16 protein-coding genes are annotated in these 22,258 nt (G+C 71.5%); 3 read left to right on the top strand and 13 right to left on the bottom strand.

Going from position 1 to position 22,258, the window contains the following annotated elements:
• Positions 1-5 precede the first annotated feature (5 nt).
• From ftsW to mraZ, 9 genes are all read right to left on the bottom strand, one after another.
• Positions 6-1,400 (bottom strand): putative lipid II flippase FtsW, encoded by a 1,395-nt coding sequence (gene ftsW / locus KGA66_RS13465; protein ID WP_312886901.1) that lies wholly within the window; start codon positions 1,398-1,400, stop codon positions 6-8.
• A gap of 47 nt (positions 1,401-1,447) precedes the next feature.
• Positions 1,448-3,001 (bottom strand): UDP-N-acetylmuramoyl-L-alanine--D-glutamate ligase, encoded by a 1,554-nt coding sequence (gene murD / locus KGA66_RS13460; RefSeq protein ID WP_211468331.1) that lies wholly within the window; start codon positions 2,999-3,001, stop codon positions 1,448-1,450.
• Positions 2,998-4,056 carry a phospho-N-acetylmuramoyl-pentapeptide-transferase gene (mraY, locus tag KGA66_RS13455; RefSeq protein WP_211468329.1) on the bottom strand — a complete coding sequence of 353 codons (1,059 nt, stop codon included), beginning with the start codon at positions 4,054-4,056 and terminating at the stop codon, positions 2,998-3,000. Before mraY ends, murD begins: the two co-directional genes overlap by 4 nt.
• The gene (locus KGA66_RS13450; protein WP_369015865.1) at positions 4,053-5,546 is read right to left on the bottom strand and encodes a UDP-N-acetylmuramoyl-tripeptide--D-alanyl-D-alanine ligase; all 1,494 of its coding nucleotides are present in this window, start codon (positions 5,544-5,546) and stop codon (positions 4,053-4,055) included. The genes mraY and KGA66_RS13450 overlap by 4 nt, the downstream gene beginning before the upstream one ends.
• The gene (locus tag KGA66_RS13445; protein WP_312886900.1) at positions 5,543-7,150 is read right to left on the bottom strand and encodes a UDP-N-acetylmuramoyl-L-alanyl-D-glutamate--2,6-diaminopimelate ligase; all 1,608 of its coding nucleotides are present in this window, start codon (positions 7,148-7,150) and stop codon (positions 5,543-5,545) included. Before KGA66_RS13445 ends, KGA66_RS13450 begins: the two co-directional genes overlap by 4 nt.
• Positions 7,151-7,326: 176 nt before the next feature.
• Entirely contained in the window at positions 7,327-9,132 is a 1,806-nt protein-coding gene (locus tag KGA66_RS13440; protein ID WP_211468327.1) for a peptidoglycan D,D-transpeptidase FtsI family protein, read from the bottom strand.
• Between the two features lie 89 nt (positions 9,133-9,221).
• On the bottom strand, positions 9,222-9,779 hold the full coding sequence (ftsL, locus tag KGA66_RS13435) for a cell division protein FtsL (protein ID WP_211468325.1): 558 nt from the start codon (positions 9,777-9,779) through the stop codon (positions 9,222-9,224).
• Positions 9,780-9,938: 159 nt separating this feature from the next.
• On the bottom strand, positions 9,939-10,982 hold the full coding sequence (rsmH, locus tag KGA66_RS13430; RefSeq protein ID WP_211468355.1) for a 16S rRNA (cytosine(1402)-N(4))-methyltransferase RsmH: 1,044 nt from the start codon (positions 10,980-10,982) through the stop codon (positions 9,939-9,941).
• A 312-nt stretch (positions 10,983-11,294) separates the two neighbouring features.
• Positions 11,295-11,771: a division/cell wall cluster transcriptional repressor MraZ gene (mraZ, locus tag KGA66_RS13425; RefSeq protein ID WP_211468323.1), complete on the bottom strand. Its 477-nt coding sequence runs from the start codon at positions 11,769-11,771 to the stop codon at positions 11,295-11,297.
• A gap of 463 nt (positions 11,772-12,234) precedes the next feature.
• Between mraZ and KGA66_RS13420 the strand changes: the two genes are divergently transcribed.
• From KGA66_RS13420 to KGA66_RS13410, 3 genes are read left to right on the top strand one after another with little or no spacing between them, the layout of a single operon-like run.
• Positions 12,235-13,185 carry an AAA family ATPase gene (locus tag KGA66_RS13420; RefSeq protein ID WP_369015868.1) on the top strand — a complete coding sequence of 317 codons (951 nt, stop codon included), beginning with the start codon at positions 12,235-12,237 and terminating at the stop codon, positions 13,183-13,185.
• 13 nt (positions 13,186-13,198) lie between these two features.
• On the top strand, positions 13,199-14,551 hold the full coding sequence (locus tag KGA66_RS13415) for a DUF58 domain-containing protein (RefSeq protein ID WP_211468319.1): 1,353 nt from the start codon (positions 13,199-13,201) through the stop codon (positions 14,549-14,551).
• Between the two features lie 16 nt (positions 14,552-14,567).
• Positions 14,568-17,099 (top strand): transglutaminase TgpA family protein, encoded by a 2,532-nt coding sequence (locus KGA66_RS13410; protein ID WP_211468317.1) that lies wholly within the window; start codon positions 14,568-14,570, stop codon positions 17,097-17,099.
• Positions 17,100-17,299: 200 nt separating this feature from the next.
• Here the strand turns inward: KGA66_RS13410 and KGA66_RS13405 are convergent, their stop codons facing one another.
• The 4 genes from KGA66_RS13405 to glyA form a co-directional block, all read right to left on the bottom strand.
• Positions 17,300-17,689, bottom strand: coding sequence for an SCO2097 family morphological protein (locus KGA66_RS13405; protein WP_211468315.1), 390 nt, complete (start codon positions 17,687-17,689; stop codon positions 17,300-17,302).
• Between the two features lie 187 nt (positions 17,690-17,876).
• A complete protein-coding gene (locus KGA66_RS13400) occupies positions 17,877-18,671 on the bottom strand; it encodes a class I SAM-dependent methyltransferase (RefSeq protein WP_211468313.1) in 795 nt (264 codons plus the stop codon).
• A 189-nt stretch (positions 18,672-18,860) separates the two neighbouring features.
• On the bottom strand, positions 18,861-20,432 hold the full coding sequence (locus KGA66_RS13395) for a DNA polymerase IV (protein WP_211468311.1): 1,572 nt from the start codon (positions 20,430-20,432) through the stop codon (positions 18,861-18,863).
• A gap of 517 nt (positions 20,433-20,949) precedes the next feature.
• Positions 20,950-22,251: a serine hydroxymethyltransferase gene (gene glyA / locus KGA66_RS13390; protein WP_211468309.1), complete on the bottom strand. Its 1,302-nt coding sequence runs from the start codon at positions 22,249-22,251 to the stop codon at positions 20,950-20,952.
• Positions 22,252-22,258: the final 7 nt, after the last annotated feature.

Genomic DNA, 22,258 nt, shown 5'->3' with positions numbered 1-22,258 from the left:
GTCGGTCACGTTGTGCGTCCCTCTTCTCGCGGTGCCTTCGGGCGCGGGCGGCCGGAACCGGCGGCAGCCGCGGACGCCGCACTGGCCCGGGTCGAGAGCATATCCGTTCGTCCCGCGCCGCCGTCACCAGACCGGGCGAACGAGACCAACATGCCGATCGCGGCCATGGACGGCAGCAACGAGGAGCCGCCATAGGAGACGAAGGGCAGCGGTACGCCGGCGATGGGCAGCACCCCGAGCACCGCGCCGAGGTTGATCATCATCTGCACCATCAGCCAGGCGGTGACCGCCCCGGCGGCCAGGCGTACGAAGCTGTCGCGGGCGCGCAGCGCTATCCGCACGCCGGCGTATCCGATCAGCGCGAACAGCGCCAGCACTGCCAGCGCGCCGATCAGGCCGAGTTCCTCGCCGATGATCGCGAAGATGAAGTCGGTCTGCGCCTCGGGCAGCGAGCCCCACTTCTCCCGGCTCGCCCCGACCCCGACGCCGAACCAGCCGCCGGTCGACAGCGCGCTGAAGCTGTGCACCGCCTGGAAGCCGGTGCCCTGCGGGTCGGCGGCGGGGTCGAGGAAGGCCGTGAAGCGCCGCACCCGGCTCGGCCGCAGCAGGACGGCGACGGCGGCCAGGCCGGCGGCGGAACCGGTCAGAATGGCGAACAGGCGCCCCGGGGCGCCGACGATCCACAGCAGCGCGAAGGCGATGGCCGCGATGATCATCGAGGTGCCCATGTCACCGCCGAGCATGACCAGTCCGATGATCAGCCCGGCCATCGGCAGCAGCGGCACGATCAGGTGGTCCCAGCTGGCCAGCCGCTTCTCCTTGCGGGCGAGCAGGTCCGCGCCCCACAGCACGAGGGCGAACTTCGCGAACTCGCTCGGCTGGATCGTCAGCGGCCCGAACACCAGCCAGTTCTTGTTGCCGCCGGTGGAGACCTGGCCCAGGGCCAGGACCATGACCAGCATGATCAGAGTGCCGATCAGCAGCGGGTAGGCCAGCGCGCGGTAGAAGCGCACCGGCAGCCGTGCCGCGACGATCAGTATCGGGATGCCGATCGCGACCGAGATCGCCTGGCGTTCGACGGTGCCGAGCTCCGGCTTGCCGGTCAGCAGGTTGTGTACCGTCGAGGCCGAATACACTTCGAGCAAACCGACCGTGATGAGCAGGAAAGTCGCGCCGATCAGAAAGTAGCGCGGCAACGAGGGGTGACCGCCCTCCCCGGAGCCGGCGCGGCCGGGCCGCATGCGGCGCAGCAGATCCCAGACCGCGAGCGCGGCGTCGTTCGCCGCAGCGCCCTCGGTCGTCGCAGTGTTCTTCGTTGTTGCCGTGATCTTCGTTGTTGCCGTGTTCTTCGTCGTGGAAGGAGGCGGGAATTCTACGGGTCGGCCCTGCTGTTCAACCACGCGGCCCACCCATCTCCAGACAAACGTATCCGGCTCATCAGGGCACGTTACCCGCGTGCGGCCTTGCGTTCCCGCACGGCGCGCGCGAACAGGTCTCCGCGCTCGCCATAGGAGACGAACAAGTCCATCGATGCGCAGGCGGGGGCCAGCAGCACGGTCACGGGCGCGGTATCCGCCGCGGCATCGCCGAGCGCTGCCGCCTTGCCCGCGGCCAATCGCGACGCGGCTTCGACGGCGCGTTCGATCGCCCGGGCGCCGGTCAGGCCGTCCTGCGCTCCCCCGATGTCCACGACCGGGACGTCAGGGGCATGGCGGGCGAGGGCGCGGGCGATCAACGAGCGGTCGGCGCCCAGCAGCACCGCGCCGCGCAGCCGCCTGGCCGCCCCGGCGACCAGGTCGTCGAAGGTCGCGCCCTTCGCCAGTCCCCCGGCGATCCAGACCACGTCCTCGTAGGCGGCCAGGGAGGCGGCGGCGGCGTGCGGGTTGGTCGCCTTCGAGTCGTCGACGAAGTCCACGCCGTCGATGGAGGCGACGAAGGCGATGCGGTGCGGGTCCGGCCGGAAGGCGCGCAGCCCGTCACGCACCGCCGCCGGGGGAACGCCGTAGGCACGCGCCAGCGCCCCGGCCGCCAGCGCGTTGGCGATGTTGTGCGGGGCGTGCGGCTCTACGTCGTAGATGGTCCCGAGTTCGGCGGCGGTGCGCTGCCGGTCCTCGACGAAGGCGCGGTCGGCCAGGATGCCGTCCACCACGCCGAGCATGGACAGCCCCGGAGCGCCGAGCGTGAAGCCGATCGCGCGGCAGCCCTCAACGACCTCCGCGTCCTCGACGAGTTCCCGGGTGACATCGTCGGCGACGTTGTACACGCAGGCGACCTGGCAGTTCTCGTAGATGCGGCCCTTCGCCCGGGTGTAATCGCCGAGCGAACCGTGCCAGTCGATGTGGTCGGGGGCCACGTTGAGGACCGCCGAAGCGAGCGGACTCATCGACTCGGTCCAGTGCAGTTGGAAGCTGGACAGTTCGATGGCGAGCACGTCGTATGGATCCTGCGCGAGGACCGCGTCAAGAATCGGCAGGCCGATGTTTCCGCACGCGACGGTGCGCTTGCCAGCGGCCCCCAGCATCGCCGCGAGCATACGCACGGCGGTCGTCTTACCGTTGGTGCCGGTAATAGGCAACCACGGCGCGTAAGAACCGTCCGGAAGCGGTTTACGCAGACGCCAGGCGAGTTCCACATCGCCCCAGACCGGAATGCCGGCCTTCCGGGCGGCCGCGACGATCGGTGCCCGCGGCGGGATTCCGGGCGAGACGACGAGCAGTTCGCAGCCGTCCGGCAGCGTGGCGTCGTCGCCGAGCCGGACGCGCACGCCCTCGGCGTAAAGCGGTGCGACGCGCTCGCTCGTCGTCGCGTCGTCGCCGCGATCGACCAGCGTGACCTCGGCGCCCAGCGCGCGCACCGCGTGGGCCGCGGAGATGCCGACGACCCGCGCTCCGACGATGCAGACGCGCAAGCCCCGCCACGGCACGACGGCGCGGCCCTCGACGTCCGCCGACCGCCAGTCGCGCGGCCCGGCCGGGTCCGCGGTGTCCGTCGCTTCCGTCATGATCCGGTGACCCATCCGGCGTAGAACACTCCGATGCCGAGCGCGACGCAGAGCCCGGCGATGATCCAGAACCGGATCACGATGGTCTCCTCGGCCCAGCCCAGCAACTCGAAATGGTGCTGGAGCGGGGCCATCTTGAACACCCGTTTACCGCGCAGCTTGAACGAACCGACCTGGATGATCACCGACATCGTGATGATCGCGAACAGGCCGCCGAGCAGCGCGATGAGCAGTTCGGTGCGCGAGCAGATGGCCAGCCCGGCAAGCGCGCCGCCGAGGGCCAGCGAGCCGGTGTCGCCCATGAAGATCTTGGCCGGCTTGGCGTTCCACCACAGGAAGCCGAAGCACGCGCCCATCAGCGCCGCCGCGACGATCGCCAGGTCCAGCGGATCGCGCACCGCATAGCAGCCCGGGCCGGGTGCGTTCACGCAGCTTTGGCCGTACTGCCAGATGCCGATCAACACGTAGGCGGCGAACACCATCGCGGAAGCGCCGGTGGCCAGCCCGTCGAGGCCGTCGGTCAGGTTCACCGCGTTCGAAGTGCCGGAGATCAGCAGGTACGCCCAGACCACGAAGAGCACCGGACCGAGCACGAGCGTGGTGTCCGCCAGGAAGGAGACGCTCGTGGACGCCGGGGTCAGCCCGTACTGGTCCGGGAAGTGCAGCACCAGCACGGCGAAGATCACCGCGACCAGGGCCTGCCCGATCAGCTTCGCCTTGGCCCGCAGGCCCAGCGAACGCTGCTTGTAGATCTTGATGAAGTCGTCCACGAAGCCGACCGCGCCGAGCCCCGTCATCAGGAACAGCACCAGCAGCGCGGAGGCGCTGGGCCAGTGCTGTGTGGCCAGTTTCGTGGCGCCGTACGCGATCAGCGTGGACAGCACGATCACGATCCCGCCCATGGTGGGCGTGCCGCGCTTGGTCAGATGGTTCTTCGGGCCGTCGTCCCGGATCAGCTGCCCATAGCCGCGCTTGACCAGCATCCTGATCACGACGGGGGTGCCGACCAGCGAGCAGACCAGCGCGATGACGCTGGAGTACAGGACCGCCCTCACCGGTCGCCCTCCGCCGCCACGCCGTCCTCGACCGCCCACTCCTCGATCGCGCCGTCCTCGACCGCCCACTCCTCGATCGCACCGTCCTCGACCAGCGCCTTCGCCACCCGGCCGAGACCGATCGAGTTGGACGCCTTGAGCAGCACCACGTCTCCGGGCCTCAGCTCGGCGCGCAGCAGCGCCAGCGCCGCATCCGGGTCGGCCACCATCACGGATTCCTCTCCCCACGAGCCTTCGTGACCGGCCCCGGCGTGGATGTGCTCGGCGCCTTCGCCCACCGCGACCAGCCGGTCGACGCGCAGCCGGGCGGCCAACCGCCCGATCGCGTCGTGTTCCTCGCCGGAGCGCTCGCCCAGTTCCAGCATCTGCCCGAGCACCGCCCAGGAGCGTGCCCCGGGCCGGGCGCGGGCCAGTGCGCCCAGCGCCTTGAGCGCGGCCCGCACCGATTCCGGGTTGGCATTGTAGGCGTCGTCGATCACGACGACGCCGTCGGGACGTTCCGAGACGGACATGCGCCCGGCGCTCAGCGGCAGCGCCGCCGACAGATCCCGCGCGACCGCGTCCACCGGCAGCCCCAGCCCGAGCGCCACGGCCGCGACGGCCAGCGCGTTGGCGACCTGGTGCTCGCCGACCACGCGCAGCGCGACCTCGGCGGGCTGGCCGTAGGCGTCGGCGTGCAGGACGAAGCGAGCGCGGCCGTCCGGGCCCAGTTCGATGCCGCTCGCGCGCACATCCGCGGCGTTCGACTCGCCGAAGGTCAGCACCCGGGCGGCGGTCCGCTCGCGCATCGGCGCCACCAGCGGGTCGTCGGCGTTGAGCACGGCCAGGCCGTCCGGCGGCAGCGCCTCGACCAGTTCGCCCTTGGCCAGCGCGGTCTGCTCCTTCGAGCCGAACTCGCCGACGTGCGCGTTGCCGACATTGAGCACCATGCCGACCGACGGCCGCGCGATCCGGCACAGGTACTTGAGATGGCCGATGCCGCGGCTGCCCATCTCCAGCACGAGATACCTGGTGCTCCCGTCGGCGCGCAGGACGGTGAGCGGCAGTCCGATCTCGTTGTTGTGGCTGCCCTTCGGCGCGATGGTCACGGCGTGCGCCGCGAGCACCTGGCCGAGCATGTCCTTGGTCGAGGTCTTTCCGGAGGAGCCGGTCAACCCGATCACGGTGGTGTCCGGCAACCGGTTCAGCAGCGCGTAGGCGAGGTCGCCGAGGGCGTCCTTGACGTCCGCGACGAGCACGGTGGGGATATGGCCGCTGTCCGATTCGATCCGGCGGCTCGCCAGAACGCCCGCGGCGCCTTGCCCGACGGCCGCCGCGGCGAAGTCGTGCCCGTCCACGCGCTCGCCGACGAAGGCCGCGAACAGGCCGCCGGGTTCCACCGCGCGCGAGTCCACCGTGACCGCCCCGGTGACCGCGAGCGAGCCGTCCGTCCCCGGGGCGAGCGTTCCGCCGACCGCGCGCGCGATCTCGGCGAGGGTCATCCCGATCACAGCGGCATCGACCGCTCGGACGCGCCGCCTTCGGTCAAGGAGCGTTCGATCGCGGTGCGCAGCACCGCTGCGTCGTCGAACGGATGGACCACGCCGGCGATCTCCTGTCCCTGTTCGTGTCCTTTGCCCGCGACGACGAGCGTGTCGCCCAGGCGGCTGGCCGCGACGGCCCGTGCGATCGCCTCGGCGCGGTCCGGGATGACCTGCACGGCCGACGCCGCGCCCGTTGCGATCGCTTCACGCGCCCCGGCGGCGGCGGCCTCCAGGATGGCCAGCGGGTCCTCGGAGCGCGGGTTGTCGTTGGTGAGGATCACCTCGTCGGCGCCGCGCGCCGCCGCGGCGCCCATCATCGGTCGCTTGCCCCGATCCCGGTCGCCTCCGCAGCCGATGACGACACGCACCTGACCCCGCGTCACCGGCCGCAGTGCTGCCAGCAGCGTGCCGATCGCGTCCGGAGTGTGTGCGAAGTCGACGACAGCCAGGTACGGCTGCCCGGCGTCGATCCGCTGCATCCGTCCGGGCACTCCAGCCACGGATGCCACGCCGGCGGCCGCGGTCTGCGGTTCAACGCCGGCTGCGACGAGTGCGACGATCGCGGCCATCGCATTGGAGACGTTGAAACCGCCGGGAAGTTGTACCGAGGCGGGAACGCGGCAGTCATCCGGTCCGATCAGCGTGAACACCGAGCCTTCGGCGGCCGGCTCGACGTGCGCCGCACGCCAGTGCGCCGAGGGCTCTGCGGCGGCCGAGTAAGTCCAGTGCGGCTGGTCCGCGTCGGTCAGCCGCTGAGCGATGCGCCTGCCGTAGGGATCGTCGATGTTGACGACCGAGAACTCGGTGTAGCCGGGGGTGAACAGCTTGGCCTTGGCCTCGAAGTAGTCCTCGAGGTCGGCGTGGAAATCGAGGTGGTCCTGCGTCAGGTTGGTGAACGCGGCGACGGCGTAGCGGATCCCTGCGGTCCGGCCGTACGCCAACGCGTGACTGGACACCTCCATCGCGACCGCGCCCACACCGTCCTCAAGCATCATCGCGAGCAGCGCCTGAAGGTCGGGGGCCTCGGGGGTGGTGCGGCTGGACTTTATGGCACGCTCACCGATCCGCGTCTCCACCGTGCCGATCAGGCCGGTGTGGTAACCGGCCGCGCGCAGTCCGCCGTCGATCAGATAGCTGACGGTGGTCTTGCCGTTGGTGCCGGTCACACCGAGCATCTTCAGATGTGCGGAGGGCTGGTCGTAAAGGCAGGCCGCGACAGGACCGAGAACGGGACGCACCGACGGTACGACGATCACAGGCAGCCCGGTCTCGGCCGCGCGCTCGGCGCCTTCACGGTCCGTCAGGATCGCGGCCGCGCCGCGCTCGGCGGCCTGCGCGGCGAACACGGCGCCGTGCACCGTGGCACCGGCCATCGCCGCGTAGAGGTCACCGTGCTGCACTGCCCGCGAGTCGTGGGTGAATCCGGAGATGAGCACTGCGGCCGCGTCGTGCGTGCCGGTGATCACCGTGTCGGGCACCGCCTCGGCCAGTTCCGCGAGGGTGCGCTGCGGAGCGTGTCCCGGTCGCTGCTGGCCGGTCGCGGGGGGCGGTTGTTTGAGCGGGTTCGGCACGACGGGCAGGCTACCGCGTCTCGGCGCGCCTGCGTGCCAGCGGCCCCGAGCACGACGACCGCGACGTTGACCCCGAAACCGGACCAGACACCCTCTGAACTTGCGGGCAGGCTTCACGTGCGCGGGCAACTGTTACCGGATCTTGACGTCGTCTCCGCCCTGCCGGGTCCGTGCGTTCACCACTGCACCGGCAGGTTCGGCGGTTTGGTGCCGGTGGGCGGGATCGCCAGGCTCTGCAGCGCGAAGGACATCACCTTCTGGAATACCGGCGCGGCGATCGAGCCGCCGAAGTACGGGCCGCTGGTCGGGTCCTGGATCACCGCGGAGACCACCAACTGCGGGTCGTCGGCGGGTGCGAACCCTATGAACGAGGCGGTGTAGCCGCAGTAGCCGCCGCACCGGCTGTCGAAGCGGTTCGCGGTGCCGGTCTTGCCCGCGACGCGGTAGCCGGGGATCTTCGCGGCGGGCGCGGTGCCCTTTTCGGAGACCACGGACTCCATCATCTGTTCGACCTCGTGCGCGGTGCCGGGCGAGACGACCTGGGTGCGTGACGCGGCGGGTGCGGCGGTGAAACGGCCGCCGGTATCGACGTAGCCCTTGACCAGGTTGGGCGTCACACGCGCCCCGGCGTCGGCGATCGTGGCGAAAACGCTGGTGGCCTGGACCGCGTTGACAGACAGGCCTTGGCCGAAGGGGATGGTGTAGCGCTGTGAGCCGCTCCACTTCGACGGGGGCGCGAGCAGTCCGGCGGACTCGCCGGGCAGGTTCAGCCCGGTGTACCGGCCGAAGCCGAACTCGGTCAGGTAACGGTAGAGGATCTGGTCGCGGTCCGGGCCGAAGGTGTCGGTGGTCTCGATGGTGCCGATGTTGCTCGACTCGGCCAGCACTCCGGTGAGGGTCAGGTGCTCGGTGGCGTGCGCGGTGTCGTCGTGGAAGACGGTTCCCTCGCGTTGGATCGCGCCGGGCACCACCACACGTGTCGTCGGGCTCGCCACACCCTGCTGGATGGCCGCAGCCATCGTGATCACCTTCGCGACCGAACCGGGTTCGTAGACCTCGGAGACCGCGCGGTCGCCGAGGTCGGCCGGGTTCACCGCGGACAGGTTCGTCTGGTCGTAGCTCGGCGAGGTGGCCAGCGCCAGGATCGCGCCCGTGCGCGGGTCCATCACCACGACCGTGCCCGACTCGGCCTTCGAGGCGGAGACCTGCGCGTCGATCGTCCGCTGCGCGGCCCACTGGATCGCGGCGTCGATGGTCGTCTCGATCGAGGTGCCGGGCACGGGCGCCTGCTCGTTGATGCCCGCGGTCGGGATCTCGGCGCCGTCGGCGGCCTGGTAGGAGATGCGGCCGTTCTTGCCCGCCAGCAACCCGTCGTAGGCGCGTTCCAGGCCGGCCGCGCCTTTGCCCGAGCCGTCAATGAAGCCGACCAGGTTCGAGGCAACCGGTCCGCTCGGGTACACGGTCTTCGCGTCGGGTACGCCGTAGACCCCGGACAGACCCAGGGCCTTGACCTGATTCCAGACCTGCGGGGTGATCTGCTTGGCCAGCAGGACGTAACGGGTCGTCACGTCGGACAGCTTGGCGCGCAGCTTGCCCACGTCGACGCTGCCGGGCGGATTGCCCAGCAGCGCGGCGAGTTTGGAGGCGTACACCGCCGGGTCCTGCTTGAGACTCCTGACCTGCACCGGGTCCGCGGTGATGTCGACGGCGTCGACCGATTCGGCCAGCGGCCGGCCGGCGGAGTCCAGTATGGCGCCGCGAGTCGCGGTCAGGACGTAGTCCTGCGTTCTGGCGGCAGCCGCGCTGGCGCCGTAATTCACCGCGTCCACGGCCTGTAGCTGGAAGAGCCGGCCGCCGAAGAGGGAGAGTACGAACGCCATCGTGATCATCCCGACGCGCAGCCGCCGGCGCGGGTCACCCAGCTGGAGCGGCTTGGCCGCGGCAGGCGGCGCGCTGACGCGGTTCTCGGTCCGTGTCCGCACACTTGAACGAGGCTTCGCGGACTGCTGCGGAGTTCGACGTGGCGGTACCCGGCGTCCGTCGTTTCCGCGGTCGCCGTCGCGTGTGGGGCTCACGGGCGCGCCCCGGGCGCGGATGCGGATGCGGATGCGGATGCGGATGCGGATGCGGATGCGGGCGCGGTGGGCGAGGCCGTCGCCGAGGCGGTGCCTGAGGCCGAGGGCGTCGCTGACGGCGACGGCGACGGCGAGGGCGAGGGCGCCGCCGTGGTCGGCGCGGGGGTCGGCACGCCCAGGACGGCGCCGCTGCTCGGGTTGAGGAAGGCCGGGCGCGGGTTGGGTACCAGGCCGAGTGCCGAGGCCTGCGAGGCCAGCGCCCCGGGCGCGGAGAGTGCGGCGAGGCTCAGCTGGAGTTCCTGCTGGCGGTCCGTCAGCTGGGAGCGCCGTTTCTGCGCGGCCTGGATCTGGAAGGCGCCGCGGTCGAGTGCGGTGTTGAGCAGCAGCAGGATCACCAGTCCGGCGGCCAGCAGGCACAGCACGAGGATGGCGAAGGGAACGACCGACCGGCGGCCCGCGAATCCCTCGATCACCGCGACCGGACCCACCCGGCCGGGCCGGCGCACCCGTCCGCGGATCGAGTCGGGCGGACCCTCCGGCGGCCCGGCGCTCACCGCCGCTCCCCCGTCAGTGCTGCAACCATGCCGGCCAGTATTCCGCAAGGCCGATGCGAGAAGGCGTAACGGCGCGGCACATGCCGCCCGGTCTTCGCGGATTTTCGGCCCGATCCAGGGGCGGATCGGCCGATCCGCCACGAAACCGAACTTAACGCTCTAATAGCGACGGGCTCTGCGATCCTGGCTTGCGGTGTCGCGCAGCCGGCGGGCCACCGCCCCTTCGCGCACCCGTTCGGCGGCGCGGAACTTCGCCGAAGCCGCGCGCGGGTTCTCGGCGATCTCGGCCGCGCTCGGCTCCTGTGACCCCCGGGTGAGCAGCCGCAGCAGCGGGTCGGTGTCCGGCGGCGCGATCGGCAGGCCGGGCGGCGCGGTCGAAGCCGCTCCCGCCGCCAGCGCCCGCTTGACCAACCGGTCCTCCAGCGAGTGGTAGGCGAGCACGGCGATGCGCCCGCCGACCGCCAGCGCGTCGATCGCCGCCGGAATCGCCCGCTGCAGGACCGCCAGTTCCGCGTTGACCTCGATGCGCAGCGCCTGGAACGTGCGCTTGGCCGGATGCCCGCCGGTGCGCCGGGTAGCCGCCGGGATCGAGTCACGCACCAGTTCGGCCAGCGGACCGGTGGTGGTGAACGGCTCCTTGGCCCTGGCCGCGACGATCGCCGAGGCGATCCGTCCGGAAAAGCGCTCCTCGCCGTATTCGCGCAGGACGCGAGCCAGTTCGGCGACCGGGTAGGTGTTGACGACCTCGTATGCGGACAGCGGCGCGTCCTGGTCCATGCGCATGTCCAGCGGCGCGTCAAAGGCATAGGCGAAGCCGCGCTCGCGCACGTCGAGCTGTAGCGAGGAGACTCCGAGGTCGAAGAGGATGCCGTGGATGCTCCGCACCCCGAGCCGGTCGAGTACCACGGGCAGTTCGTCGTAGACGGCGTGCACGAGGTCGATCCTGTCCGCGAACGGCGCCAGCCGTTCACTCGAACGCGCTAACGCCTGCGGGTCGCGGTCCAGTCCGATCAGCCGGATTCCCGGACAGGCGCGCAGCAGTGCCTCGCTGTGCCCGCCCAGGCCGAGGGTCGCGTCGACGAAGACCGCGCCGTCCACGGCCGCCGGGACCAGCGTCTCGACGCAGCGTTCGAGCATGACCGGGGCGTGGCTCGCCGATTCCGCAGCGGCCGGCTCTCTCGCCTGCCGCGGCTCGGAGCGCATGCGGCCCGTATCGCCCTTTCGAGCCGTGTCGTCATCCGCCGCCGAGTCAGGTGCCATGCCGGCCAGTATCCCACCGCAGCTCACGGGCGGCGGTCGGTCGCAGCGCACGCGACACACCGCAGCCGGCGCAGCACGGCGATACGCGGTACGGGCGCGACACTGGACAGTGGTACCGGGGAAGAAGGCCGCGGCCGTGGGTCCCCGCCCGCTCGGATGTACTCACGAACGCTCTGGAACCGGGGAAGGGGCTTCAGAACGCGGGTGAGCGGGTGGAGGCCCACGGCCGCGGCGCGCGGCCCTGGACGCATCGGTTCAGGGCAGGTCGGGCGCCACCCCCCGGAACAGGTCGTCCTGATCCAGGTCGGCGAAGGCCGGTTCCTTCTCGGCGACGTAGCGGTCCCAGGCCGCCGCGTCCCAAAGCTCGAAGTGCGTATCCGCGCCGACGACGGCGACCTGCTGGGTCAGGCCGGCGTACTCGCGCAGCGCGGGCGGCAAGGTGATGCGGCCCTGCTTGTCGAACGACTGCTCGCTGGCGCCCGCGTAGAGCACCCGCAGGTAGTCGCGCACCGCGCGGGGCGAGGCGAGTGAACCGGTCGCGGAGGCGCGGCGGATCCGGTCCGCCGCCTCGGCGAACGCCGAGGCCGGCCACACCGAAAGGCACCGCTCCTGCCCCTTGGTGATCACCAGCCGCTCCGTTCCGTCGATCCGGGCCGCCTCCTCGCGGAACCGGGCCGGCAGGATCAGCCGGCCCTTGTCGTCCAGGCGCGGAACGAAGGTGCCGAGGAACATCGGCGCCTCCTGCCGGCCGGGACGGACCCGCCGCGCCGCAGGGCACGGCGGTCAGCGGAAGTTGCGCACAGGACATGGCGGACGGGCAGTGCGTGACTACGCCTTGACGCCATCCCGCACGTCCTCCACTTCCCTCCACTCTACTCCACAAACCCCCCTCTACGCCGTCCGAGTGCTCCACTTCGCCGCCGTCCGCCGGTTCGCCGGGCACTTTCGAAAAGGGCGCTATCCCACGGAACCGATCACCGCGCGGTTCACTGCGCTGACGAATTCGAAAGCCCTGTCCCAGCTGTTGCACATTCACGCGCGCCTTCGGGCAAGATGACCCCAACGGCAGCCGGAAAGGCGCGGCCGTGAACGAGGGGAGGGTCCGGTGCCGGGCAGCACTCAGGCGCAGGACGGCGAGCAATTCGATCAGCGCCAGGAGCAGCACACCGGGTCCGGATACGCACGGCCCGACCGGATCTCGGCGGTCACCGATCGCATCCTGCAGCGAGTCGAGTCGGTGATCGAGGGCAAGCGCGATGTGATCCGCCTCGCGCTGACCGTGCTGCTGGCCGAAGGCCACCTGCTGATAGAGGACGTGCCGGGCGTCGGCAAGACGATGCTCGCCAAGGCGCTGGCCAAGACGATCGAATGCACGGTCCGGCGCATCCAGTTCACCCCGGACCTGCTGCCGTCGGACGTCACCGGCGTGACCGTCTTCGACCCGCAGCGGCTGGAGTTCGAGTTCAAGCCCGGCGCGGTGTTCGCGCACATCGTGCTCGGCGACGAAATCAACCGCGCCTCGCCGAAGACCCAGTCGGCCCTGCTGGAGTGCATGGGCGAGCGGCAGGTGACCGTGGACGGGGTCAGCTACCCGCTGGAAACGCCGTTCATGGTGATCGCCACGCAGAACCCGGTGGAGATGGAGGGCACCTATCCGCTGCCCGAGGCCCAGCGCGACCGATTCATGGCCCGGATCGCGATGGGATACCCGGCACCGGCCGCCGAACTGCGGATGCTCGACGGGCACAGCGCCGCCAACCCGCTCGACGAGTTGATGCCGGTCGCGGGGACGCACGACATCGTCAAGCTGATCGAGACGGTACGCACGGTCCACGTGTCCGAAGACGTCAAACGGTATGTGATCGATCTGGTGACGGCCACACGGATGTCCGGAGACCTGCGCTTGGGCGCCTCACCGCGCGCAACGCTGCATCTGGTGCGGGCTGCGCGCGCGCGGGCCGCGCTGGAGGACCGCGATTTCGTGCTGCCGGACGACGTCAAGTCACTGGCGGTGCCCGTGCTCGCGCACCGGCTGATCCCGACCGCCGAGGCGCGAGTCGCCCGCCGCTCGTCCGAGCAGATAGTCACGGATCTGCTCGACCAGGTCCCGATCGACGGCCAGGGCGCGCGACGCGCCCGCACGTGACGGGGAGCCGGCCGTGAACACCCGCCCGCAGACGAAGAAGGTCCGCAGCACCTTCCGCACGTTCTCGGCCGGCTTGACCACGCGCGGGCGGGCTTTCCTGTCCGCGGGCCTCGCCTCGGCCGCCTGCGCGATCCTGCTCGGCTACGGGCCGCTGCTGCGGGTGGCCATCCTGCTGGTGGCGCTGCCGGTCGCGGCCGCGGCGATCACCTCGGCCTCGCGGTACCGGATCGCCTGCCGGCGGAGCCTGGAACCGGCACGGGTGCCGGTGGGCTCGCCGGCGCGCGTGCACCTGCGGCTGGAGAACGCCGCGCGGCTGCCCAGCAGCCCGCTCCTGGTCGAGGATCAGGTGCCGTACACGCTCGGGTCCCGGCCGAGGTTCATCCTGCGGCGCATCGAGCCGGGCGGCAGCCGCCGGGTCGCCTACCGGGTGCGGTCGGACAGCCGCGGCCGCTACCAGCTCGGACCGCTGACACTGCGCAGCGCCGACCCGCTCGGCCTGTTCGAGCTGACCCGGTCCTTCAGCGCTCAGCACACGCTGACGGTCGCGCCGAAGGTCGAGCAGCTGCCCGCGATCACACTGGGCACCGTATGGGCCGGGCACGGCGACGGCCACGCCGCACACGCCGCAGCCGCGGGCGAGGACGACGTCGGCGTGCGCGAGTACCGCTACGGCGACGAACTGAAGCGAATCCACTGGCGGGCCACGGCGCACCACGGCGAGATGATGGTGCGCCGTGAAGAACAGACCTGGCACAGCCGCTGCACGGTCCTGCTGGACAACCGCGCCGGCGCGCACCGCGGGACCGGTCCGACCGCCTCGCTGGAGTGGGCCGTCTCCGCGGCCGCGAGCAGCGCGATCCACCTGCTCAACAACGGTTACACGGTGCACTTGAGCACCGGTGACGGCGCCGGCTCGATCCTGACCGACACTCAGGACGCGGTCCTCGACACCCTCGCCGTGCTGCGCCCGGTCCATGCGGTCGGTCTGAGCCTCAGTCAGGCGGCCGCGGACGACCGGGCGGACAGTCTGGTCATCGCCTTTCTCGGAACCTTGACCGGCGACGATGCGGCCGATCTGGCCCGGGCCAAGCCGGTGACCGCGAGCGCGGTGGCCTTCCTGCTGGACGCGCAGACCTGGGCGGGCAGCGCGGCGGCGATCCCCCTTCCACCCGGGTTCGAGGACGGCCAGCGGCACGCCGCCGCAATGCTCGAGGCGGGAGGCTGGCAGGTCGTCACCGCGCGCGCCGGCGACCGTTTCGCGGACCTGTGGCGGGTCGCGTCCCGGCACACCGCCGCGGTGGTCGGCGTCGGCGCCGTCGCGGACGCCCTCGGGGAGGTCGGGCTGAAGACCGCAGGAGGCGCGTGATGACGGGAGCCGCACGATGACGAAGACCGGCCGTGCTCCGCTGCGCCTGACCGTCGCCGCCGGGGTGGCCACCGCCGCGGCGACCCTCGGCCTGACGCGTCTGGTGCAGACCGGCCCGTGGCTGTTCGTCTGCTTCGCACTGATCCTGGTGGCCGGAGCGGCCGGCTATCTCGCCCGCGCCGGCGGGCTCGCGCGCCCGCTGGTCATCCTGGCGCAATTGGTCGCCGCCGTGCTGGCGCTCACCCTGCTGCGCGCCGCGGACAACGCCGTCGCACTGATCATCCCGGGTCCCGGCGCATGGCGCGAGCTGGCCGACCAGGTCTCCGCGGGCCAGGCCGACATCAGCCGCGACGCTCCGCCCGCGGCCCCGACCCCGGGCATCACCACGATCCTGGCCATCGTGTGCGCGGCCTTCGCGATCCTGATCGACGCGCTCGCGGTGACCTTCCGCCGCGCCGTGCTCGCCGGGCTGCCGTTGCTCGCCGTCTACCTGATCCCGGCCACGCGCCGACCCGGCGGACTGAGCTGGCTCGCGTTCGCGGTGTCGGCCGCGGGCTACCTGTCGCTGGTCAGCGCCGAGGGCCACGACCGGCTCAGCCGCTGGGGCCGGGCGCTCGGCGGCCCGACACACACGGCCGGCGAGCTTTCGGGACCGGTGAACAACCCGCACAGCTCGCTTTCCCGCAAGATCACCGTCACCGCTGTGGCTGCCGCCTTGGTGCTGCCCTGGTTCGTGCCGACCCTGCCCGGCGTGTTCAAGACGATCGGCGGCAACGGGACCGGAGGCGGGGGCACGTTCAGCATCGACCAGACCGTCAACATCCGAAAGTCGCTGACTTCGTCGAGTCCCGTGGCACTGCTGCGTTACACCACCAGCTCGCCTCAAGTTCGCTCCGACTACCTGCAGATGTCGGTCCTGGACAAGTTCGACGGCGAGAAATGGACCTCGGCCTCGGTGCCGAGCAACCCGCTGGAGTCCGCGAGCGTCACCATTCCCGGCCTGACCACCGCAGGGATCAAGCAGACGGAAGTGACGACGCGGATCTCCGTCATCGCGGACTTCTCCTTCAGCGCGGTCCCGGTGCCCTACGCACCCGAGACCGTCACGGGCATCTCCCAGCCGTTGTACGACCCGAGCACTCTTGAGATCGTGCCCGGTGACTCGGCCGCACGCTCCCGGAACGGGCTGCGGTACGCGGTTGTCAGCGCCGATGTCGCACCCACCAGCGGACAGCTGGAGGCTGCGACCGGGCCGCTGAGCTCGTCATTGGGCCGGTACCTCCAACTCCCGTCCGACTTCCCGGCGGACGTGCGCGCCACCGCCAGAACGATCACCGCGGGCGGCACGACCCCGTACGAGAAGGCGGTGGAGTTGCAGGACTGGTTCCTGGCGAACTTCACCTACAGCCTGTCGGTGCCGGCCGGGGACGGCAACGACTCGATCGAGACCTTCCTCAAGAACCACAAGGGTTTCTGCCAGCAGTTCGCCGGCACGATGGCCGCGATGGCCCGTTCCCTGGGCATCCCGGCGGTCGTCGACGTCGGCTTCACGCCGGGCACCGCCCAGGTGGACGGAACATACGTCGTCACCACGCACGACGCGCACGCTTGGCCCATGCTGTACTTCGACGGAATCGGCTGGCTGCGCTTCGAGCCGACGGTCAGCATCCAGACTTCAGGGCGGGGCAGCTCCCCGAGCTGGACGCGCGTCACGCCGGGCCAGCTGCACGCGAGCGCGTTGCCTTCGCAGTCGGCACAGAACCCGACGGCGAATCCGAGCGCGAGTGCCAGCCAGTGCTCGGCTCAGGTCCGGCGCATCTCCGGCGGTTGCGAGGGCGCGGACAACGGCGGCCCGCTGGCCGGGTCGCGGCAGTTCGCCTCCTGGGGCCCGTTCGGGGTGATCCCGCGCTGGTTCGAACGCTGGTTCCTGACCGGCAGCCCGGCGCAGGTCGGCGCGAAGCTGGCACTGCTGGTGCTGCTGGCGCTGGCCGCGGTCCCGGCGGTGGGCCGGCTTGGGCGCCGCCGCAAGCGCCGGACCCTGGTCAAGCAGGCCGAGCGCTATCTCGCCCGGGCCGCTCGGGGCGAGGAGCCGACGCAGCAGCAGCCCGGCATCGGGCGCTGGCGGCAGGAGCGGACGCAGCGCTCTCCGATGGCCATTGTCGCCCTGGCTGCGTGGGCGGAGCTGCGCGAGTGCGCGGACGACCTCGGCTACGCATGGGTCGACAGCGACACCCCGCGCCAGGCGGCGTCCAGACTGACCGCGGCCGCGCGCATGGACGACGAGGCACGGGCGGCGTTCGGCCGAGTGACGACGCTGACCGAGCACGCCCGATATGCCGAGAGCGCACAGTACGACCAGCCCGCGCTGCGGGCATTGCCCAGGGATCTGCGTACGTTGCGGGCAGCGCTGGCCGAGCACGCCGGGCGCGGGAACCGGATCAGGGCCGCGATCCTGCCCTCGTCCTCGCTGACCCGGTTGCGTGAGCGGCGCGAGCGGATGTCCGCGTCGATCTACCGTGGCGGCCGCGGGCACGAGAAAGAGGATTGAGAAGGGTTCGGCCCGGCCCGGGAACGGATCGGGAACGGATCGGGCGATCGACAACCCGGCCATCCCGCGGCATGCCGGTCGTCACCTCGGCCAGGGAACCGAACGGGACACCCTCCGGGTGGCGCGGTGCGCGACGCTGCCAGGCTTCCCGGCAGGCCGGCCGGAAGACGGCCGGCGCGCAGCGGCCGCGGTCCAGGTGGTCAGAACCCGTCGCGCTCGCGGCGCCGCTGCCAGCGCAGCTCCATGCGCTGGCGGAAGGAGCCGGACCGCGGCGTGCGGCGCGGCCTCAGCCTGGAGGCGGGCACGATCTGCCCGGGGGCCGGGATGCGGCGCCAGCTGAGCCACGCCAGCCACGCGCAGGCCACGACAACCGCCGCACCCGCGGCGTCGAGCGCGACCCGCCCAGCGACTATTCCATAGCCGATGAGCGCTCCCCCTGCGAGCACCCCCGCCACGGCGAACCCGACCCGGCGGCGCAGCCTGCGGCGCAGCTTGTTTCCCTGGAGCGCGGACGCGAACTTCGGATCTTCGGCGTGCAACGCCCGCTCCATCTGCTCGAGCAGCCGTTGCTCATGCTCGGACAGCGGCACGGGGTCCTCCTCGCTGGACGTTACGCAAGGGCGAGCTGCGGTGTTTCAGCACCGACACCTCTTGAGGTCAAGGATAGGCAGGCCCCCGCGTGTGCGGAACGGCGCTGCTCAATTTTCCGCTTTCGGACCGTCCTCAGCGGCCCGGGCGGGGCGAGAGGATGACACTGCGTCACGCCACGCAGTCAGGTTACGCCTCGTCCAGGCCGGCGAGCACGTGCAGCTGAGTGGCCATGGCCCGGAACTCGGGCAGCGCCGAGGCGGCGGCTTCGAGGGAGAGCAGATCGGCGACGTTGGCCGCGGGCCCGCTGCCGACCGGCACGTCGATGGCGGCGGCCGGCACCAGGTCGGCGAAGATGCGCACGCCGTGGACTGCGTGGACGGTCAGCCCCGCCTGCTCGACCAGGTCGCGCAGTGCCTGTTCGCCGAAGCGGCGCGGCACCGGGTCGTGCGCGCCGAACCGGCCGCGGGGATCATGCAGCGCCGCGAGGGCTTCGGCGACATGGCCGCCGAGCGCTCGGGCGAGCACGACCGCCGTGCGATTCGCCGCCAGGAAACTTGCAATGCCGCCGGGACGCAGCAGACCGCGGGCACTACGGCAGCCCTCGGCGGGGTCTTCGACGTACTCGAGCACGCCGTGGCAGAGCACCGCGTCGCAGGAGCCGGGTTCGAGCACGTCGAAGACCGTGCCGAGGTCGCCCTGCACGGCCCGCACCGAGTCGGAGGCCCCAGCCTCGGTCGCCCGCCGCTCCAACGCCGCCAGCGCGTCAGGGCTCGGATCAATCACGGTGATCCGGTGTCCGAGCCCGGCAAGCGCGACGGCGAAGCCGCCGGTGCCGCCGCCGACGTCCACGATGTCGAGCGGTACGGGTGGGCCCGGCTCGCCGGCGGCGGCTCGCCCTGAGCGCACATCGCCCGCAGCCGGCTCGCGCTTGATCGTCTCCAGGGCCGAACGCACCACGCCCCACAACACAGCGGTCCGCACCGAGCTTCTGGGATTCGTGCGGTCGGTAACCACGGCAGGGCCTCACTTCGACGGCGGTCGCGCGCGGTGTCCTCCGCGCGCTGCGTGATCAGATTAGGCCATGCCAGGTGTGATCTGAACGGACTTCCGGCACCTGTCACGGGGTCGCGCCGGCCGCAGCGACCGGCCGCGGGCACACCGGGGCCTCGGCTAAGCCGGCGACTGACGTGACCGCAGCGCCTCCCGAGCAACCTCTCCCGCATCCAGCGGTTCGAGATCGGGATCGTCCGCCCGGAAAGTACCTATTCGGCCGGGCCCGGTGTCCGGTCCCTCGAATCGCACGGTAACCCGCCCAACCCCGGCGCCCTGCACCCAGCCCGGTCCGCGCTGCGCGTGCCGCACGTCTTGCCCGGCGAGCCACCTACGCGCCGCCCGGTCCACCGGGACCGGGCCGAACAGTGTTACCGCCGGAACCGCCGGGCCGCTCTCCCCATGCGCAGCGGCGGCACCGGCACCAGCGCCGGGCGGCGGCTCGCCATCCGGCCCGGCCGGGTTCGGCTCGGCGAAGCCCGTACCAGCCTCTCCGTCGCCCGGGGCGCCGCCATCGCCGGCCCCTGCCTGCGCTCGCGCCTCGGCGGCGCCGAGTGCGCGCTCAAGCCTCGCCAGCTCCGCCACCAGGTCGCCCTGCGCGTAGTCGGCGAGTCCTGAAATGCCGACACCGAGCAGGCGGATGCCCGTCGAGGACGCGGTCGCCGCCGGCACCGCATCGTCGAGCAGCCTGATCGCGGCCTCCACGACCAGACGCTCGTCATCTGTCGGCGCGCCGAAGGTCTCCGAACGGGTCACCGTGGTGAAGTCATGACCGCGCGCCTTCACGGTCACGGTGCGCCCGGTGTGGCCCGCCGACCGCAGCCGGCGCACCACCCGCTCGGCGAGCTGCGTCACCGCGGCGCGCATCGCGGCACGGTCCGCCAGGTCGTGCGGATAGGTGTCCTCGGCGCTGATGGACTTGGTCGGCCGCTCCGGTTCCACCGCACGCGCGTCCATGCCCCGGGCCAGCCGGAACAGCATGCCGCCCCACGCCGTGCCGAGCAGCCCGACCAGGTCGGACTCGGTCAGGACCCTGAGCTCGGCGACGGTGCCGACGCCGATCTTGCGCAGCCGGTCCGCGGTCGCGGGACCCACGCCCCACAGCGCGCGCACCGGCAGCGGATCGAGCCAGTCCAGCTCGCCGCCGACCGGGACGATCACGCAGCCGTCCGGTTTCTGCGCGTCCGAGGCGACCTTCGCGATCAGCTTCGAGGTCCCGCCACCCACGGATGCGGTCAGGCCGGTGCGCCGCGCGATCCTGGAGCGTAACTCCTCCGCGATCCCACGCACCTGCTCGATATCCCGAGGTGCTCCGTCAGGCATCGCCGCGAGATCGACGAATGCCTCGTCCAGGCTCACCGGCTCCACCAGGGGCGAGAGCTCCCGCAGCAGCTGCATCACGACGGTGCTGACCGCGTGGTACGCGGCAAAGCGCGGATAGAGGTACGCCGCGTTCGGACACAGCCGTCGTGCGAGCGCTGTCGGGACGGCGGAACGCACGCCGAACGCACGCGCCTCGTAGCTCGCGGTGGAAACCACTCCTCGCAGGCCGACGCCGCCGACGACAACGGGTTTGCCGCGCAGGCTCGGCTTGTGTTGCTGCTCGACCGCCGCGTAGAACGCGTCCATGTCCACGTGCAGCACCGACGGCGCTTGCCGTGTCAGCGGCGCTGGGGAGGGCGGACGGTCCATGTCTCCATGGTCGCGCTCAGCACCGACAAGGCCCATACAACCCGCGCCGAGCGCACCGCCGAGGTTGCGAGTAGGACACAGAAAAGTAGAGGGCCGCGACGGTCGCCCGCCACGGCCCTACTATCCACGTGTCCGCACAGCCGGAGGCTCAATCCGACGTCGTCGCCCGGGCCGTCCTTCGGCTCACGTCCGGTGACGGGTGTTCCCCGCTCAGGGTTGGGAACGCACGCCACCGGGCGCACCGGCCCCGGCGGACTCCGCACCTAGGCGGAGCACTGATAACGATAGGGTCACAAGGGCATAACCGCCAAGCCCTGCGCGCAAACTCGCCCGGGTTTGTTGTCGGCCACTCTCCGCCCCATTCCTATCACCCCAGGTCACCGGGCTCGGCGGCGGCGAAACTGCGGCCTAGACCACATCGCGCCGTGACGCGCCGGGCGGGCCGCGCAGGAGCCGATGCGTCAGAGTGCTGCCGCACGGCGGTGTGCGGCAGCACTCGAACACGGCGTGGCCCGGCTCAGCGCTCGACGGCCCAGCCTGGCATCGGGAAGCCGCTCAGCAGTTCCCTGATCTCTCCGGCGATCTTGTCGAGGTCGGCGGCCACCTGCCGGTCCTTGAGGCCGTCGAGCGAGCCGGCCCGCGCGGCCACCGCGACCGCCGCGTCGATCCACTGCGCGACCTGCGCCATCTCCTGCGCTCCCAGTCCGCGGGTGGTGGCCGCGGCCGAACCCAGGCGCAGGCCGGAGGGGTCGAAGGGGCGGCGCGGGTCGAACGGGACGGTGTTGAAGTTCAGCTCGACGCCCGCCGCGTCCAGGGCCTTGGCGGCGACCTTGCCGGTGACGCCCTTGTTGGTCAGGTCCACCAGCAGCAGGTGGTTGTCCGTCCCGCCGGACACCAGGTCGAAGCCGTGCTCGATCAGCGCCTCGCCGAGCGCCTGGGCGTTGGCCACGACGTTGGCCGCGTAGTCCTTGAACGAGGGCTGCGACGCTTCCTTCAGCGCCACCGCGATGGCCGCCGTGGTGTGGTTGTGCGGGCCACCCTGCAGGCCCGGGAAGACGGCCTTGTCGATCGCCTTGGCGTGCTCGGCGGTGGACAGCAGCATCGCGCCGCGCGGGCCGCGCAGCGTCTTGTGCGTGGTCGTCGAGATCACGTCGGCGTGGCCGACCGGCGAGGGGTGCGCGCCGCCCGCGACCAAGCCGGCGATGTGCGCCATGTCGGCCAGCAGGATCGCGCCGACCTCGCGGGCGATCTCGGCGAACGCGGCGAACTCGATCGTGCGCGGAATCGCGGTGCCGCCGCAGATGATCAGCTTCGGCCGTTCGCGCAGCGCGATCTCGCGCACGTCGTTCATGTCGACGCGGCCGGTCTCCCGGCGCACGCCGTAATGCACGGGCCGGAACCACTTGCCGGTGGCCGAGACCGGCGAGCCGTGGGTGAGGTGGCCGCCCATCGGCAGGTCCATCGACAGCACCGTGTCGCCCGGGCTGAGGAAGGCCAGGTAGACGGCGAGGTTCGCCGGGGAGCCCGAGTATGGCTGCACGTTGGCGTGCTCGGCGCCGAACAGCGCCTTGGCGCGCTCCACGGCCAGCGTCTCGACCTGGTCGATGATCTGCTGACCCTCGTAGTAGCGCTTGCCGGCGTAGCCTTCGGAGTACTTGTTGGTCAGCACTGTGCCGGTGGCTTCCAGCACCGCGGCGGAGACGTAGTTCTCCGAGGCGATCAGCCGGACTTTCTCGTACTGGCGGCGTGCCTCATCCTGGACCAGACCGGCGATCTGCGGGTCGGCCGCGGCCAGATGCGGTACGGCGGGCTCGTGCATGTCTGCC

The organism is Actinocrinis puniceicyclus (assembly GCF_018283645.1).
Taxonomy (GTDB): Bacteria; Actinomycetota; Actinomycetes; order Streptomycetales; family Catenulisporaceae; genus Actinocrinis; species Actinocrinis puniceicyclus.
This window is presented reverse-complemented; position numbering and strand designations above follow the sequence as displayed.